Here is a 15,100-nt window from a genome sequence, read left to right as displayed (position 1 = left end):
TTTTCCTGAATTATTCTTAAAAGAATGTGAAACTATTCCTCATTTTTTACGTCTGTACGTGGCATTCCGAATTAAAGGAGATTAAAAATGAGAAGAAAATTCTTACATTCATGAATGGGCTTACACTGGCATGAAGCTATTGGCGTAGAAGATTGATTGATTGAGTAATAAATTGAAATTATGAAACAAGAGGAATAAGTGATGAATAAGATAAGAAAAGCAACTGTCGAGGTCGCAGTGATACTGACGGATATAGCTATTAATGCAAAAGGCTCTTGGGGGTATTCAGAGGATTTTATGAATGCTTGGAAAGATACTTTAACCATTACAGGAGACGATATCCAGTCAAAAGTGATTTACGTGCTAGAAGAAGAGAAGACGATTAAAGGGTTCTACTGTTTATGTACCGAAACGAAAAAATTAGAGAATTTCTTTGTAGTCCCAATTTACATAGGACAGGGATTAGGGAAAATTTTGTGGAAAGATATTATACTGAAGGCAAAAGAATATGGATTGAGTAGCTTCCAATTTAATAGTGATCCAAATGCATATGAATTTTACTTGAAAATGGGTGCAAAAAGAATCATTTATGTTGAATCAGCAGTCATACCAGGGAGAATATATCCCCTTATGGAATATGTACTTACATAACTTCACCATACATAATATTTCTAAAATAATATTCAAGGATTTTTGGAATTGGCTATCTATTTTTAAATTATACATAAAAGTTATATAATGGGATTTAAAGGATTTTTTATTTTAGTCAGGAGTTGATGAATTTGTTTGATAAATTAAAGGATTCGTTTACATCCAAGCAATTAGCTTGTTCAAATTGCGGAAGAAAGATTGAAGAAGGGGAACGCATTACAGCCAATATTACGATGCCCTCCGAAAAAAATATGATAGTATCAAGGTTAGATAATGCAATTGCAAGAACTGCCAATAGTGTTCTTTGTGAAAATTGTCAGTAAAGACGCAACGAATGGATTCACTAATAAGTTCCCTTATACGAATTTGGAATTAGAACGGTAAGGCACGAACATTGTTATTTCAATATTTCGTGCCTATTTTTTGTCATCCTTCATTTTATACTAGTTATGCAAACCAGAACATAACGAAACAATCCTATATTTCACACATGCGTTATTATAACTTCTCAATACCCTCCAGCTCACGATGCACTTCCGCCAAAATCTCACCGGCCGACCCTTCCAGCACTAAATCAAATGAATAATGTGCGCTTGTGGACGTTTGCTCGCGGTTAATATAGACGAGCTTCCCTCTTGACATGCTCGGCAGCTGGTTTACGGGGTAAACTTCCAAACTTGTTCCGATTACAATAACAAGGTCTGCATCGTGTATTTCGTGAAGCGTACGGTCCCATGCCTCCGTCGGTAATGTTTCACCAAACAGCACGACATTCGGCCGTAATTTCCCGGAACAATAGGTGCAAATACAGTTATTCAAAAATTGTTCTTTCGCATGTGGTTTGCCGCATTTTTGACAACTGATTAACACGATAGTGCCGTGAAGTTCTGCTACATTTTTACTACCTGCCTGCTGATGAAGCCGGTCGACATTTTGAGTCGCGATTAATGAAACAAGTCCCCGCTTTTCAAAGTCCGCCAAAACTAGATGTCCTTGATGGGGATTACAGTTTTCTAGCGCGGTAATTCTAATCTGGTAAAACTCGCGGAACTGTTCATAGTTTTTTTGCAGACTTTCGGTAGAGGCAACAATACGCGGATCGATATTTTGCCACAAGCCTGTTGACGAGCGAAAATCCGGTATGCCCGATTCAGTCGACATCCCGGCACCAGTCAGCACGACCGTACGATTCGATTCTTTCATCAAGTGAGCCAATGTTTCAGCTGTCATCCTGAATTCCCTCCATCTCAATCTCATTGACAACTTCCAGCAATGTATTCGTCAAAAGTGCGAAGCGTTCAATGATATGCTCTTTTAAAATATGCTCATGTTCTGCATGAATACCGTCTCCTACAAGGCCCAGCCCATCCAATGTCGGCGTATATAAAGACGTGAAATTCCCATCACTTGCACCGCCGACTGACGCTTCATCCACATCAAAACCAAGATCTTCCGCTTCTTCCTGCGCAATCTCAAAAAGTTCTTCACTTTCTTCATCCCGTTCCATCGGTGGCCGGTTAATTCCCCCATCGATTTCGATTTTCGTGCGCTGATCGTATGGTTTAAGCTCCTCGAAATAATCGTCGATCCGCTCCTGCTCTGTCCGTGTAACCGATCTGACATCGACCCCTACATGCGCCTCATCGGGGATAACATTCAATTTACCTCCGCCCTGGATCATCCCGACATTGAGTGTTGTCCCCTTCTCATAGTCGTTGAGCGCATCGATATTCAGAATTTGCCTTGCCGCTTCCGTAATTGCGCTGACACCATCGCGCGGATTATTCCCTGCGTGTGATGCAAGTCCGTGAATGTTCAGCAAATACCTGGATGTCCCTTTTCGCGCAATTTTCAGTTCACCTGAAACGGTAACTGCAGGCTCCAGTATAAAAGCGGCTACCGATTTTTTAGCCTCTGCTTCGATCAGCGCTCTCGACGTTGGGCTTCCGATTTCTTCATCACTGTTCAGGAAAAATACAACGCGGCGCTTCAAAGGCAGATTCATTTTTTGAACATATTTGAAAAACCAAATCGCACTGACGAGACCTGATTTCATATCCAAAATACCCGGACCGAAAATTTTATATTCTTCCTCCCGATATGGCAAAGCCCCTTTATCCCAAACAGTATCATAATGACCGATCATTAAAATCTGTTCGGTTCCTTCGCCCATTTCAAAGCGGAGATGATTGCCGTTATGCTCCATCGCATATTCTGTTGCCTTTACATGAAAATAGTCATAAAACATCGACTGGAGTACATCTTTGCACAAATCAAGCAGCTCTTTGTTTTGCGAAGGTGAATCGGCCAATACTAAGCGTTTAATATCATCTTTTATATCTTTTTCATGCAATGTGAAAAAATCGAATGCTTCCATAACAACGCCTCCTTCATTTTCTATACCCAAAAATGCCTAAGTGACATTCACTTAGACATTCGAATTGGGAGACTTTTTGCTCCCGGCAATTGATAAATAGGCGACAAAAACGAGCATTAATAAAATTCCGACATATTGCCAGTTATACAAAGTTGCACCGAGCCAGACAACGGAAATCGCCATCGCTGTCAATGGTTCAATACTCGATAAAATACTCGTTTCAACTGGGGATATGTATTTCAGGCTTGTTAAAAATAAAATATACGCGAAGGATCCTAAAATACCCGTAGCAATAATGATGACGACATTCACTGGATCCAGCAGCAACAGCCATTGCTCCGGCTTCCAAAGCTGTCCCGTTACCGAGAAGATAAGTCCGCCGATTATCATACCCCAGCCAATAATAATGATGACCCCTACTTCAGCCATCAGCCGAGCAGGATACAGTGTATAAAACGCATACGTAAATCCTAACAGCAGTCCCCAGACAAGTGCTTCCTTACTAACCAGCAACTCTGAAACCGAGCCATTTGTCAGCAATAGAAACAATCCGACAAGTGTACCAAAAATACCGATCAATTGACTGCGCGGTGGAAGAACCTTTCCAATAACCGATGTATAGATGACGATGAAGATTGGTGCTAAAAACTGCAGGAGTGTTGCAATTATTGCATTACTCACTTCAATCGACTTCACAAACGTAAATTGTAACCCTACCATTCCGATTACACTGAAAATCAGTAATTGCACCGAATAGTTCCGGTTTTTCCAAATGGAGAATACCGGTTTTTTCTGCATAGCTACAATCGTAAGAATTAAAACACCTGCAATCATTAACCGAACTGCAAGCATAAACTCAGCAGTCATGGTCGTTGTTTGAAGAAGCCATTCCATCATCGGACCGGTAGCCCCCCAAAACATCGAACCTACAATAATCATCGCTATGCCTTTCAAACGTTCCACAATTACTACCTTCTTCCAACAATCTATTCATAATAAAATTTTATCATGATTCCAATGTTGGGAATAGACTACTTCTTATTTGATTAGCTCGATCCAGCCGCTTTCTTTGATCGTTACGCGGGGTGATGCGTATTTTGGAGGTTCGTAGGAAAAGACCGTTTTATCAAAATCATCCTTTACTACGAACACATTTAAAAATTGAATTTCGTTGATTAACTTTCGAATATGCGCTTTATCATACATTTCGCTTTTTTCATTCATTAATATAAGGAGCTCATTTTTTATACTCAATACGTCTCGTTCATTTGCTCTGCGTATAACACTTTTCGGCATTTTTAGAAATTCGTCGATTTTCATTAAGTTCTTTTCCATCTTTGTCTTCCTTTCCCTCATGGCAATACTTGTGTAAATCTCTTTTGCTGTTATTTACCCAATTTCACCAAATTCACCCCTAATTAATCACCAAGAGGAAATTTTAGACCACTTCTAAGCTTAATTTCATAAGCTTTTAAATTGTTTGTTAATCCGTATTTTTGAATATATATTTATCAAATATTAGATGTATCCCACAAAAGAGGGCTGCCCCCAACCCACCTATCATTGAGAATATTAATAGATTCGCATCTTCAAAAGAGTAGAGGGCGTATGGAACCGTAAATACCGCGCCAATGACAATATAGCTGATCCATTTCATTTTTTCAGAACGCAGATTTTTTTCAAACAGAAAAGATACGGCAACCCCTAAAACGAGAAACATTGGTGCGCTTAATACGATAAATGTCAGAACGGTCATGCCAAAAGAAAAATACTGTTCACTCGCCGTCATTGTCTCGATAATGGCTAACAGAAAACTGAAAAGAAAGGTAGACACGAGTGCTACTGTAAACTTACGACTTAAAACTTGCATAAAACTCCCCCTATAGTGTTCGAAAAAGATGATAAAAGGCATCGAGCAAAGGATACTCGATGCCTCAGAATACAGCTTACATGCTCTTTAATTTTTCATATTCAAGCTGTAATTGTTCAATGCGCTTACGTCCTTCTTCACGATTGCGCACCGTTTCTGCCTGAATTTGTTTTGTTTCTTCAATACCGGAAATGATCGTTTTCCAAGTCGTTTCAATTGTTTCGACTTTGATGCTTGGACTGCCTGCCTGACGTGCAATGTTCACTGAATTTTGACGGACATTTTCTGCATTTCGTACGAGCATTTCATTCGTACGGCGGTCGAGTTCAGCCATCGAATCCGAAACAAGTTTTTGTCGCTGCATTGTAACGGCATGAATCAGACCTTGTTTGAAGATCGGAATAGTCGTCACGAATGCCGAGTTGATCTTACCGATTAAATGGTTGTTCCCTTGCTGCATTAAACGGATTTGCGGCGCTGACTGGAATGATACTTGCTGGGCCATTTCAAGGTCGTAGCCTCGTTGTTCCAATAGCTCGATTCCACGTGTTACCGTTTCCAGCTCCATAATGGCTTCATGGTCACCGGAATCCGCTCTAGCCGATAATGCCGGCAGTTGTTGACGTAGATCATTAACTTTAATATCGATCGCCGCAATATGTTCGCTTAACGTATGGAAGTAGTTTAAATTTTCATCATACATTTGTTCCAGCTGTACCGTGTTTCTTTTCATTTCCACTTCGTACTTCTGAATTTCGTTATAAACGACATCGACTTCTTTATTCATCGTGTCGTATTTGGATAAAATACGCTCCAATTGCTCTTTGCTTTTTGAGAACAGCTTTTTCAGGAAGCCTTTTTTCTGTTCCTCCTGAAAATCCTGAGGATCAAAGCGGTCCATAATTTTATTTAAATTGTTCAGTAATGTTGTCGACTTTTCCAGATTGCTTTGTTTAATTGTAGCGAGCATACGGTCTGAAAATGTTGAAATGCCCTGAGCAGTTTCTTTACCGAATTCGAGAACCGCGATTTGGTTTTTCACGTCAATTTTTTCTGCAAGCTGCTGAACTTGCGGCTGTTGTTTTAACTGTTCCTGACGCTGACGGATTTGAGAAAGCTCCTGTTCCGAAACAAGTTGTTTTTGTGGTTGTTCGACAATATCAGTCGTTTGTGCCGGCTCTTGCTCAGCACGTTTATTTAAATCTTCAAATAATGGATTTTCAGCCATGTTCGATTCCCCCATTCTATGTATTACTAGTATTTACGTAAATTTTAATGAAAAGTTTCACGCTGCTGTTGCTAATTATAACGCAAAACATTGTGAATATTCTAATTTGAGCCTACCCAAAAATAAATGCATCGCTTTTAGACAACAAAAAATGCCCTTTTATGCGCAAAAGGACACTTTTTGTAAGTCTACTATTGGGGGAGAGACTTCACACCCACACAAGCTTTGCATGAGTCTAATGATAAATTACCCCAAATGATTCAACCTAAAACACTTTTTTATATTTCCAATGATTTTTTTCGAATTAAGGTACAAAAAATCGCACTGTGATTTTTTTACAGTACATCCATTGCTATACGAATAGTTGTTTCGCATTTTGGATTTGAAGTGCCACTTGCTCAAAACCTGTGCCACCTAATGAATTACGTCGGCTCACAGCGGCTTCCGGTGCAAGTACTGCGTAAATATCTTCTTCAATTAATGCAGATTCTTTCTGCATTTTTTCCAAAGGCAGATCCAGTAAATAGATTCCTTGCTGGATACATGTAAATACGAGCTTTCCTGTTACTTCATGCGCTTCACGGAACGGCATTCCTTTTGTCGCCAAGTAATCCGCAAGCTCTGTCGCATTCGAAAAGTCTGAATGTACCGCACTGTGAAGACGCGCTTTGTTGACCGTCATTGTACGAACCATACCTTCGAAAATTTTCAGTGAACCTAATACCGTTTCCATCGTATCGAACATGCCTTCTTTATCTTCCTGCATATCTTTGTTGTACGTTAACGGCGTACCTTTTAATACCGTTAACAGCCCCATTAAGTTTCCGTATGCACGGCCTGTTTTTCCGCGGATTAATTCTGCCATATCCGGATTTTTCTTTTGCGGCATAATGGATGAACCTGTAGAGAATGCATCATCCAGCTCGATGAATTTAAATTCATCCGTAGACCAAATAATGATTTCTTCCGCGAAACGTGATAAGTGTGTCATTAATAATGCTGAATTCGATAAAAATTCAACGATAAAGTCACGGTCACTTACCGCATCCATAGAATTGGCATACACTTCCGCAAATCCTAGCAGTTCAGCCGATTTCAAACGGTCGATCGGGAATGTTGTACCTGCCATCGCGCCGGCACCTAACGGTAAAATATCAATGCGTTTCATCGATTCTGTAAAACGCTCTTTATCACGTTGCAGCTGCCAGAAGTAAACCATTAAGTGATGTGCAAAACTAATCGGCTGTGCACGCTGTAAATGCGTATAGCCAGGCGCAATCGTATCCACATTCTGTTCTGCCTGCTCAACAATCGTTTTTTGGAAATGTTCGATTAAGCCGATTACTTCAGGTACGCGCTTTTTCAGGAATAGGTGCATATCCGTTGCAACCTGGTCATTACGCGAGCGTCCAGTATGAAGCTTTCCGCCAACAGGACCGATCAGATCAATCAGCATTTTCTCAAGATTTAAATGGATGTCTTCATTTGAAACCGAAAACTCCAGTTCACCCGCTTCGGCTTTTACTTTTAATTGTGCAAGACCGTCCAGAATTTTCTCGACATCTTCTTTTGGTAAAATATTTTGTGCACCTAGCATTGTGACATGTGCTACAGAACCTTCAATATCTTCCAATACTAACTGCTGATCAAAGCCAATCGATGCCCCGAACTCGTCAACCCAGCTTTCTGCAGACTTTTGGAAACGACCGCCCCATAATTTTGCCATAGTAGTTTCACTCCTCAACTTATGTTCCGAATAATAGAAGAAGCGACTCGGGTTCCGAATCGCTCACTTCAATAACCGTATATCTAATTATTTATTTACTGTTTGTTTTGTGCTTTTTGCTACTTCTGATGCAACAACTGTTGGCATACCCCATAATTCGATAAAGCCTACAGCAGAAGCGTGGTTGAATTGGTCATGTTTTGAATATGTCGCCAATTCTTCAGAGTATAGAGAATTTGGAGATTTACGTCCTTCAACAATCGCATGGCCTTTGTAAAGTTTTACACGAACTGTTCCGTTTACATACTTTTGCGTTTCTTTTAAGAACGCTTGAAGTGCTGTACGGATTGGGTTGAACCAAAGACCGTTATAGATAATTTCAGATAGTTTTTGTTCAATGATTGGTTTGAAATGTGCCAACTCTTTTACTAATGTAATATCTTCTAATTCTTTATGCGCTGTTAATAATACTTTCGCACCTGGAATTTCATATACTTCACGAGATTTAATACCAACTAGACGGTTTTCAACGTGGTCGATACGTCCAATACCGTGTTCACCGGCAATTTTATTTAATTCTTGAATTAAGTCTGCCAGTTTCATTTGAATACCGTTAATCGAAACTGGTTTACCTTCAACGAATTCGATTTCAACGTATTCCGGTGTATCCGGTGCTTCTTCCAATGAAACTGTTAAACCGTATGCTTCTTCAGGTGGTGCAACCCAAGGATCTTCCATTACACCAGCTTCGTTTGCACGGCCCCATAAGTTTTGGTCGATTGAGAATGGTGAATCAAGTGTTGCAGGAATCGGAACACCATGTTTTGCCGCATATTCGATTTCTTCGTCACGGCTCCAGCCCCACTCACGTACAGGTGCTAAAACTTCAAGATCCGGATTTAATGCTTTGATTGATACTTCAAAACGTACTTGGTCATTCCCTTTACCAGTACAACCGTGTGCTACTGCATCGGCATTTGTTTCATTCGCGATTTCTACTAATTTTTTTGAAATTAATGGACGAGATAATGCAGAAACTAATGGATACTTTTGCTCATACCAAGTATGTCCTTGTAATGAGATTAATGCGAAGTCCTCTGCAAACTCATCTTTTGCATCGATCATATATGATTCAACAGCACCTACTTGAAGTGCTTTGTTACGGATAAATTCTAAGTCTTTACCTTCACCAACATCAAGACATACTGCGATTACGTCCCAACCTTGTTCTTTTAACCATGGAATTGCTACTGATGTATCAAGACCACCTGAATATGCTAATACGACTTTTTTGTTCGCCATGTTAATTGCCCCCAAATGATGTATGTTTATACATTGAATTAATAGTTTATACACGAATAGTAACACGTTATAAAAATAAACGCAACTGCATTTATATAAATTTTTTCACTTTTTCATACAATCTAAAAACAATCATTTCGGAAGTTTTCACAGGCTCTCGTTCATGCATAAATATGCTATTTATTGCTGGACATTTCAAAAGAGAGCATTTCAATTTTTATAGGATAAAAATCGAATGCTCTCAAACTTACTTCTTATTAAAGAAACCTTTGCCGACAAATTCCACAAGTGCTGGCGCTACTGCATATAATTTACTCGTTACTGCCATAATACGTGGCAGGTTCACTTCGCGCGGACGTTTCACGATTGCTTGGACAACTTCTTTCGCGACTTTTTCAGGCGGTAACAGGAATTTCCCGATTGCATCCTTATAAGCGTTCGATGCATCGGCTTTCTGAATAAACGGTGTATCGATCGGTCCCGGATAAATTCCGGTAACTTGTATATTGTATTCTGCCAGCTCCAGACGAAGCCCATTTACAAAACCGGTAATTGCATGTTTACTCGCTGCATAAACACTCGCTTTTTTCGTAGCAACCTTCCCTGCCTGTGAACCGACAAAGATCAAATGGCCATTCTTTCTGTCAATCATTGCCGGTGCCAGACGTTTTGCCAAGTAGATCGGCGCACGTACATTGACATCAAGCATTTGATCAATTTCCTGATCAGCTAAATCTACGGCATTTTCAAAATAACCTAATCCGGCGTTTAAAATAGCGATATCGATTGGCGGAAGTTGCGAAACGACTTCATCTATTTGCGATGGAACTCTTATATCCGCTTTGTAGGCAACCGCCCCTATCCCATTTAAATAGTTAATCGCACTGTCATTTCTACCCGTCGCATAAACGGTATATCCTTCTTTTACTAGCATTTCTGTTACGATGCGCCCAATACCGCTTGTCGCACCTGTAATAAAAACTGTTTTTTTCATAGCTTCCCTCTTTATTATCTTATTTTTAGGTAATATAAAAACTAGTAAATGGCTATTTACTAGTTTGGGTAATGCCGAATAATTCACTTAATATGTCTTTTGATACGAGCACATCCGCCAATGTATAGGTATCAAGCACAGCCAAATAAGCAGTTAATGCTTCATGTAAAGCAAATTTAAGCCTGCACTCGGGAGATATTTTGCAAAGATTCCCTTCCGGATTGAAACATTCAACAAGGTGAAAGTCATCTTCTGTTTTACGGACGACATCACCAATATTGATTTGCTCAGGTTCAAGTGCCAGACGAATCCCGCCACCGCGGCCGCGAATCGTTTCGATATAGCCATGTTTCCCTAAATCATGGGTTACTTTCATTAAATGGTTTTTCGAAATTTGATACGCATTCGCTATTTCCTGAATCGTAACTAAATTCTCTCTGCCCCGTACACCTAAATACATGAGCGTACGTAAAGAATAATCTGTATATACTGTTAACCGCACGCTGTTCACCATCTTTCTACAACTTAAGTATAACATTTAAACAAAAATGTTCGAATAGAACGGCTTATGTTTATCGATGAATTCATTATATAGTTTTGTGTCCATTTTGTTAAAGATGTATTTTTTATATATCTTTGTGACAGAACTGTTAAAGATGTATTTTTGATATTGCTTTAGCATTTTTTTAGCAGTATATTGATGGTGCAAGTAACAAACAACCAAATTTGAGAGGACGTGCACAGTATGTTAGCACAACAAACAATCAATATTATTAAATCAACAGTACCTGTATTGGAGGTACACGGATTAGCCATTACTAAAACTTTCTATTCAAACTTATTCAGAGAAAACCCTGAATTACTAAACATTTTCAACCATACAAACCAAAAGAAAGATCGTCAGCAAACAGCTTTAGCAAATACGGTTTATGCAGCAGCAGTTCACATCGATAACTTGGAGGCCATCGTACCGGCAGTTGTCCAAATTGCACATAAACACGTTAGTTTAGGAATTTTACCGGAGCATTATCCGATTGTCGGCAAATATTTATTGGAAGCGATCAAAGAAGTTCTTGGAGATGCAGCAACAGATGAAATTATCGACGCTTGGGGTAAAGCTTACGGCGTCATTGCGGAAGTCTTCATTTCAGTGGAAGAAGATTTATACAAAGCAGCAGAAAATGCTGGCGGCTGGCGCGCATTCAAAGAATTTACTATTGCAGAAGTAGTAGAAGAAAGCGAAGCAGTAAAATCATTCTATTTAAAACCAGTTAACGGCGAGAAATTGCCTGCATTCAAAGCAGGACAATTCATTACATTACGTACACAAGTACCCGGCGAACAATACTTAATGAACCGCCAATATACATTAACTGACGGTTCGGAAGATTATTTCCGCATTTCTGTAAAACGTGAAGATGATGTAACACCAAACGGAATTGTTTCAAACTTCCTGCACAACGCAGAAATCGGTACAAAAGTGGACGTAAGTGCTCCTGCAGGTGTGTTTACACTAGTGGAAAACGACAGCCCGGTTCTATTCATCAGCGGTGGTGTTGGTGTCACACCATTACAAGGAATGCTAAAAACAATCGAAGGTCGCCAAGCATCATTTATCCAATGTGCACGCAATGAAAATGTAGCAGCCTTCAAAGAAACAATCGAACAAAACGTTGCTGCGACAGACGGAAAATATAAAGCGGTTTATTCAGATTTAGACGGCTATATTACAAAAGCGCAAATCGAGGAATTCCTAGTACCTGGTACGGAAGTGTATGTATGCGGTCCAACAGTATTCATGGAAACTGTCATTCAATACTTAGTTGAGCTAGGCGTACCTGCCGAGAAAATTCATTACGAATTCTTCGGTGCTGCGATGGCGTTACAGATTAAGAAAACAGCTTAAATTATAGAGCGAGATAGAGATACAACCAGTTGCCGGGAGATATGCCGGTGACTGGTTTTTTTGCTGGGATAAGGAGCAAACCGTGTTTAGAAATGGAGCGCCGGTTTTCTAATAAATTAGTGAGATGTTCTAATAAACTCTGAAAAGTTCTAATAAAATCAGTAAACCGCGTTTTCTAATGTATCATCGCTCAGCTCTAATGCGATGACATGCCGGTTTTCTAATAAGTTAGTCAGATGTTCTAATAAACCCAGAAAAGTTCTAATAAAACTGCGATCTTCTAATATAAGTCGCCGATGTTCAAATAAGTCGTCGAAATTTTCTAATAAGTGGTTGGGGACATCTAATATATGAATTGGATGTTCTAATATATCCGGGAAAGTTCTAATATAAGCTGCAGACCGCATTTTCCAATGTGCCGGTACGTAGTTTTACTAAGATGATGTGATAGTTTTAATGCAATGTTCTAATAAGTTGCCGAGAACTTCTAATATGCGAGTCAGATGTTCTAATATATCCTGAGAAGTTCTAATAAAATTTGCAAACCGCATTTTCTACGAAGCTGGTGTGTAGTTTTTGAGAAATGGTGCGCCGGTTTTCTAATAAGCTAGTCAGATGTTCTAATAAACCTAGAAAAGTTCTAATAAAACTGCGATCTTCTAATATAAGTCGCCGATGTTCAAATAAGTGGTCGAGATTTTCTAATAAGTGGCTTGGAACATCTAATAGCTGAGTTGGATGTTCTAATATATCCGGGAAAGTTCTAATATAAGTTGCAGACCTCATTTTCCAATGTGCCGGTACGTAGTTTTACTGAGATGGTGTACTGGTTTTAATGCGATCTTCTAATAAGCTGCCGAGATCTTCTAATATGCAAGTCAGATGTTCTAATAAACCCATAAAAGTTCTAATAAAAACAGCAAACCGCGCGTATTTTTACTAATATAGTAAGCCTGTTTCCGTCAGCATCATTTAAAACAAACCGAAACCTAAAAAGAGCCCGGTACAACACCGGACTCACTATTAAAACAAGCTGATAAACGTTTCCGCGATTAATGGATCAAAATGTTTCCCTTTATTTTCTTCGATAAATGCCAATGCTTTATCTTCCGGCCAGGAATCTTTATACGGTCTGCGCGTCGTTAAGGCATCGAAAACATCGACAACCGCAACTACTCTTGCTTCAAGCGGAATCTGCTCACCCTTTAACTGGAACGGATAGCCTGCCCCATCCCATCTTTCATGGTGATATAAAATGATATTCTCGGCGACTTCCATACTCTTGATAAAATCATAATGGATTTCCTTCGACATTTTGCTTAGTATATCCGCCCCTGTCAACGGATGCATTTCAATGATTTTCCTTTCATAAATGGACAATGCGCCCGGTTTATACAAAATTCCTTCTGGCATACTCGCTTTTCCGATGTCGTGCAATATACTGGAATGAATCACATTGTTCATATAATTAGATTCGAGTTGAAGGTTGTTCTTTTCATTGTGGGCATTCAAAAGTTTTTCAGTCAATGCCTGAACCCGTATTAAATGCTCTTCCGTCCCGGGATCACGAATTTCACAGGAGATGGCCAGCACTTTCAATAGCTCTCTCTGCACTTCCACTTTTTTGTCTTCAGATAAATATAACCCCTCTTCCAGTTGCTCTAATGCGCGGAAAACGCCTATATAAAACCATTCCTCTTCAACTTTGATAGGTGTAATAGTAATAGAAGAATGCCAAAGTTCCCCGGATTTCTTTCGGTTCACCAAAATTCCAGACCACGGAATCCGTTGCTTTAATGAATCCTTCATTGAACGATATGTATCTGTACTTGTAAGATTTGATTTAATAAAACCCGCTTTCACCCCAATTATTTTACTTCTTTCAAAACCGGTCACCTCTTCATATGTATCATTGACTTCTAAAATAATATGGTCACTGTCTGTTATCAGTACAGCATCCCCCAATGACAAAAAACTTTTTAACTGGCAAGGTAACTGCAACATCGTTTTCATAAACAGCCTCCTGTTTCATTTTCTCTCATCTAACATCGTGGTGTCATTTTTATATGTATATGGAAATATTATACTGATAAAGCAAAAATAATGCGCTCCTGTTCTTGGTCGAAAATGTCACTTTTACTACTCGTTATATCGAATTCTTAATATTTAGATTTTTTAACTTAAAATAAGGCACAGCTAGCATATGGAATCGTACTTAACGAAATATAGCTATAGTTAATGAATGTCGGGACATGATAGTAATTAACAGGAATCTAACAGGAGGAAATGAAATGAAAAAATTTATTATATTAATGTTGAGTTTAATTTTCATATTGGCTGCATGCGGAGATTCAAAACAAACCATTTCTCAATCTGCAGATAAGGAAAGTAAAACTGATAAAACGGAAGAAAGTGCAGATACTGATGAAAAAGCCAATGAAAAATTAGAAATTGCAGATTCAGGATCTACTGTATGGAGCGATTCTATTGACTCCATTTGGATTAATACAGCAGCTATTTATAAAAACACGGGCGATGTGCCGGTGGATATTGGTGAGACGCAAATGAATTACAAAGGGAAAGACGGTAGTATTTTAGGCACTTCAACGATGATTTATGCTGTTCCTGAAATTGTTCAACCTGGAGAATCCGCTTTTATCGTAGAAGGTACAACACTCAATGAGGAAACTTCCTTAGAAAACTATTCTGAAACAACATTTAATTTTAATTTCGAAGCAACTGAAGAAGGTTCAAACTTAATGGAAGTAAGTGCAGTAAAAGGAATTTCAAGCGAATACGGATATAGTGTTACTGGTATTGTTAAGAACTCTACGGATGTTGAGCAAGAAGATATACGTCTGGCGGCTATTTTATACGATGCAAACGGAAAAATTTTAGGCGGATTATCTGGCAGTGTTGATGTAGGACTAGCTGCTGGCGGTGAAGCCGGTTTTGAACTTAGCTACCCACCATTGCCAGATAACATCGGTTCGAAGGTAAATAAAATCGAGGTGAAAAGCTTCGGCTTCACTTGGTAAACAAAGGA

At 39.2% G+C, this 15,100-nt stretch carries 15 protein-coding genes; 4 read left to right on the top strand and 11 right to left on the bottom strand.

Annotated elements, in window-relative coordinates; genetic code table 11:
• Window positions 1-201: 201 nt before the first annotated feature.
• The gene (locus MKY71_RS08070; protein ID WP_340732144.1) at window positions 202-651 is read left to right on the top strand and encodes a GNAT family N-acetyltransferase; all 450 of its coding nucleotides are present in this window, start codon (window positions 202-204) and stop codon (window positions 649-651) included.
• A gap of 131 nt (window positions 652-782) precedes the next feature.
• On the top strand, window positions 783-974 hold the full coding sequence (locus MKY71_RS08065; RefSeq protein WP_340732143.1) for a hypothetical protein: 192 nt from the start codon (window positions 783-785) through the stop codon (window positions 972-974).
• Window positions 975-1,149: 175 nt separating this feature from the next.
• On the opposite strand, the gene MKY71_RS08060 is transcribed toward MKY71_RS08065, so the two are convergent.
• The 10 genes from MKY71_RS08060 to MKY71_RS08015 form a co-directional block, all read right to left on the bottom strand.
• Entirely contained in the window at window positions 1,150-1,881 is a 732-nt protein-coding gene (locus tag MKY71_RS08060; RefSeq protein WP_340732142.1) for an SIR2 family NAD-dependent protein deacylase, read from the bottom strand.
• Window positions 1,871-3,028, bottom strand: coding sequence for a M20 family metallopeptidase (locus MKY71_RS08055; RefSeq protein ID WP_340732141.1), 1,158 nt, complete (start codon window positions 3,026-3,028; stop codon window positions 1,871-1,873). The genes MKY71_RS08060 and MKY71_RS08055 overlap by 11 nt, the downstream gene beginning before the upstream one ends.
• Before the next feature lie 51 nt (window positions 3,029-3,079).
• Window positions 3,080-3,991, bottom strand: a complete 912-nt coding sequence (locus MKY71_RS08050) for a DMT family transporter (protein WP_340732140.1) — start codon at window positions 3,989-3,991, stop codon at window positions 3,080-3,082.
• Window positions 3,992-4,066: 75 nt separating this feature from the next.
• Window positions 4,067-4,363, bottom strand: coding sequence for a cytosine deaminase (locus MKY71_RS08045; protein WP_340732139.1), 297 nt, complete (start codon window positions 4,361-4,363; stop codon window positions 4,067-4,069).
• Between the two features lie 148 nt (window positions 4,364-4,511).
• Window positions 4,512-4,898 carry a hypothetical protein gene (locus MKY71_RS08040; RefSeq protein ID WP_340732138.1) on the bottom strand — a complete coding sequence of 129 codons (387 nt, stop codon included), beginning with the start codon at window positions 4,896-4,898 and terminating at the stop codon, window positions 4,512-4,514.
• Between the two features lie 76 nt (window positions 4,899-4,974).
• Window positions 4,975-6,126, bottom strand: a complete 1,152-nt coding sequence (locus MKY71_RS08035) for a toxic anion resistance protein (protein ID WP_340732137.1) — start codon at window positions 6,124-6,126, stop codon at window positions 4,975-4,977.
• A gap of 352 nt (window positions 6,127-6,478) precedes the next feature.
• Window positions 6,479-7,852 (bottom strand): argininosuccinate lyase, encoded by a 1,374-nt coding sequence (argH, locus tag MKY71_RS08030; protein WP_340732136.1) that lies wholly within the window; start codon window positions 7,850-7,852, stop codon window positions 6,479-6,481.
• A gap of 87 nt (window positions 7,853-7,939) precedes the next feature.
• Entirely contained in the window at window positions 7,940-9,154 is a 1,215-nt protein-coding gene (locus tag MKY71_RS08025) for an argininosuccinate synthase (protein WP_339199187.1), read from the bottom strand.
• 247 nt (window positions 9,155-9,401) lie between these two features.
• Window positions 9,402-10,148 carry an SDR family NAD(P)-dependent oxidoreductase gene (locus MKY71_RS08020; RefSeq protein ID WP_339176304.1) on the bottom strand — a complete coding sequence of 249 codons (747 nt, stop codon included), beginning with the start codon at window positions 10,146-10,148 and terminating at the stop codon, window positions 9,402-9,404.
• Between the two features lie 52 nt (window positions 10,149-10,200).
• Window positions 10,201-10,650 (bottom strand): RrF2 family transcriptional regulator, encoded by a 450-nt coding sequence (locus MKY71_RS08015; protein WP_339176302.1) that lies wholly within the window; start codon window positions 10,648-10,650, stop codon window positions 10,201-10,203.
• Between the two features lie 243 nt (window positions 10,651-10,893).
• Between MKY71_RS08015 and hmpA the strand changes: the two genes are divergently transcribed.
• Window positions 10,894-12,054 carry an NO-inducible flavohemoprotein gene (hmpA, locus tag MKY71_RS08010; protein WP_340732135.1) on the top strand — a complete coding sequence of 387 codons (1,161 nt, stop codon included), beginning with the start codon at window positions 10,894-10,896 and terminating at the stop codon, window positions 12,052-12,054.
• A gap of 1,023 nt (window positions 12,055-13,077) precedes the next feature.
• On the opposite strand, the gene MKY71_RS08005 is transcribed toward hmpA, so the two are convergent.
• Window positions 13,078-14,067 carry an HD domain-containing phosphohydrolase gene (locus MKY71_RS08005; RefSeq protein ID WP_340732134.1) on the bottom strand — a complete coding sequence of 330 codons (990 nt, stop codon included), beginning with the start codon at window positions 14,065-14,067 and terminating at the stop codon, window positions 13,078-13,080.
• 278 nt (window positions 14,068-14,345) lie between these two features.
• On the opposite strand from MKY71_RS08005, the gene MKY71_RS08000 reads away from it, so the two are divergent.
• Window positions 14,346-15,092, top strand: a complete 747-nt coding sequence (locus MKY71_RS08000; RefSeq protein WP_340732133.1) for an FxLYD domain-containing protein — start codon at window positions 14,346-14,348, stop codon at window positions 15,090-15,092.
• Window positions 15,093-15,100: the final 8 nt, after the last annotated feature.

The sequence above is a fragment of the Solibacillus sp. FSL W7-1324 genome (assembly GCF_038008025.1).
GTDB lineage: Bacteria > Bacillota > Bacilli > Bacillales_A > Planococcaceae > Solibacillus.
This window is presented reverse-complemented; position numbering and strand designations above follow the sequence as displayed.

Bases quoted from the DNA above. Each gene is read 5' to 3' on its own strand.
- MKY71_RS08070 (WP_340732144.1), top strand. From the start codon at position 202: ATGAATAAGATAAGAAAAGCAACTGTCGAGGTCGCAGTGATACTGACG.
- MKY71_RS08060 (WP_340732142.1), bottom strand. From the start codon at position 1,881: ATGACAGCTGAAACATTGGCTCACTTGATGAAAGAATCGAATCGTACG.
- MKY71_RS08055 (WP_340732141.1), bottom strand. From the start codon at position 3,028: ATGGAAGCATTCGATTTTTTCACATTGCATGAAAAAGATATAAAAGAT.
- MKY71_RS08045 (WP_340732139.1), bottom strand. From the start codon at position 4,363: ATGGAAAAGAACTTAATGAAAATCGACGAATTTCTAAAAATGCCGAAA.
- MKY71_RS08040 (WP_340732138.1), bottom strand. From the start codon at position 4,898: ATGCAAGTTTTAAGTCGTAAGTTTACAGTAGCACTCGTGTCTACCTTT.
- MKY71_RS08035 (WP_340732137.1), bottom strand. From the start codon at position 6,126: ATGGCTGAAAATCCATTATTTGAAGATTTAAATAAACGTGCTGAGCAA.
- argH (WP_340732136.1), bottom strand. From the start codon at position 7,852: ATGGCAAAATTATGGGGCGGTCGTTTCCAAAAGTCTGCAGAAAGCTGG.
- MKY71_RS08025 (WP_339199187.1), bottom strand. From the start codon at position 9,154: ATGGCGAACAAAAAAGTCGTATTAGCATATTCAGGTGGTCTTGATACA.
- MKY71_RS08020 (WP_339176304.1), bottom strand. From the start codon at position 10,148: ATGAAAAAAACAGTTTTTATTACAGGTGCGACAAGCGGTATTGGGCGC.
- hmpA (WP_340732135.1), top strand. From the start codon at position 10,894: ATGTTAGCACAACAAACAATCAATATTATTAAATCAACAGTACCTGTA.
- MKY71_RS08005 (WP_340732134.1), bottom strand. From the start codon at position 14,067: ATGAAAACGATGTTGCAGTTACCTTGCCAGTTAAAAAGTTTTTTGTCA.
- MKY71_RS08000 (WP_340732133.1), top strand. From the start codon at position 14,346: ATGAAAAAATTTATTATATTAATGTTGAGTTTAATTTTCATATTGGCT.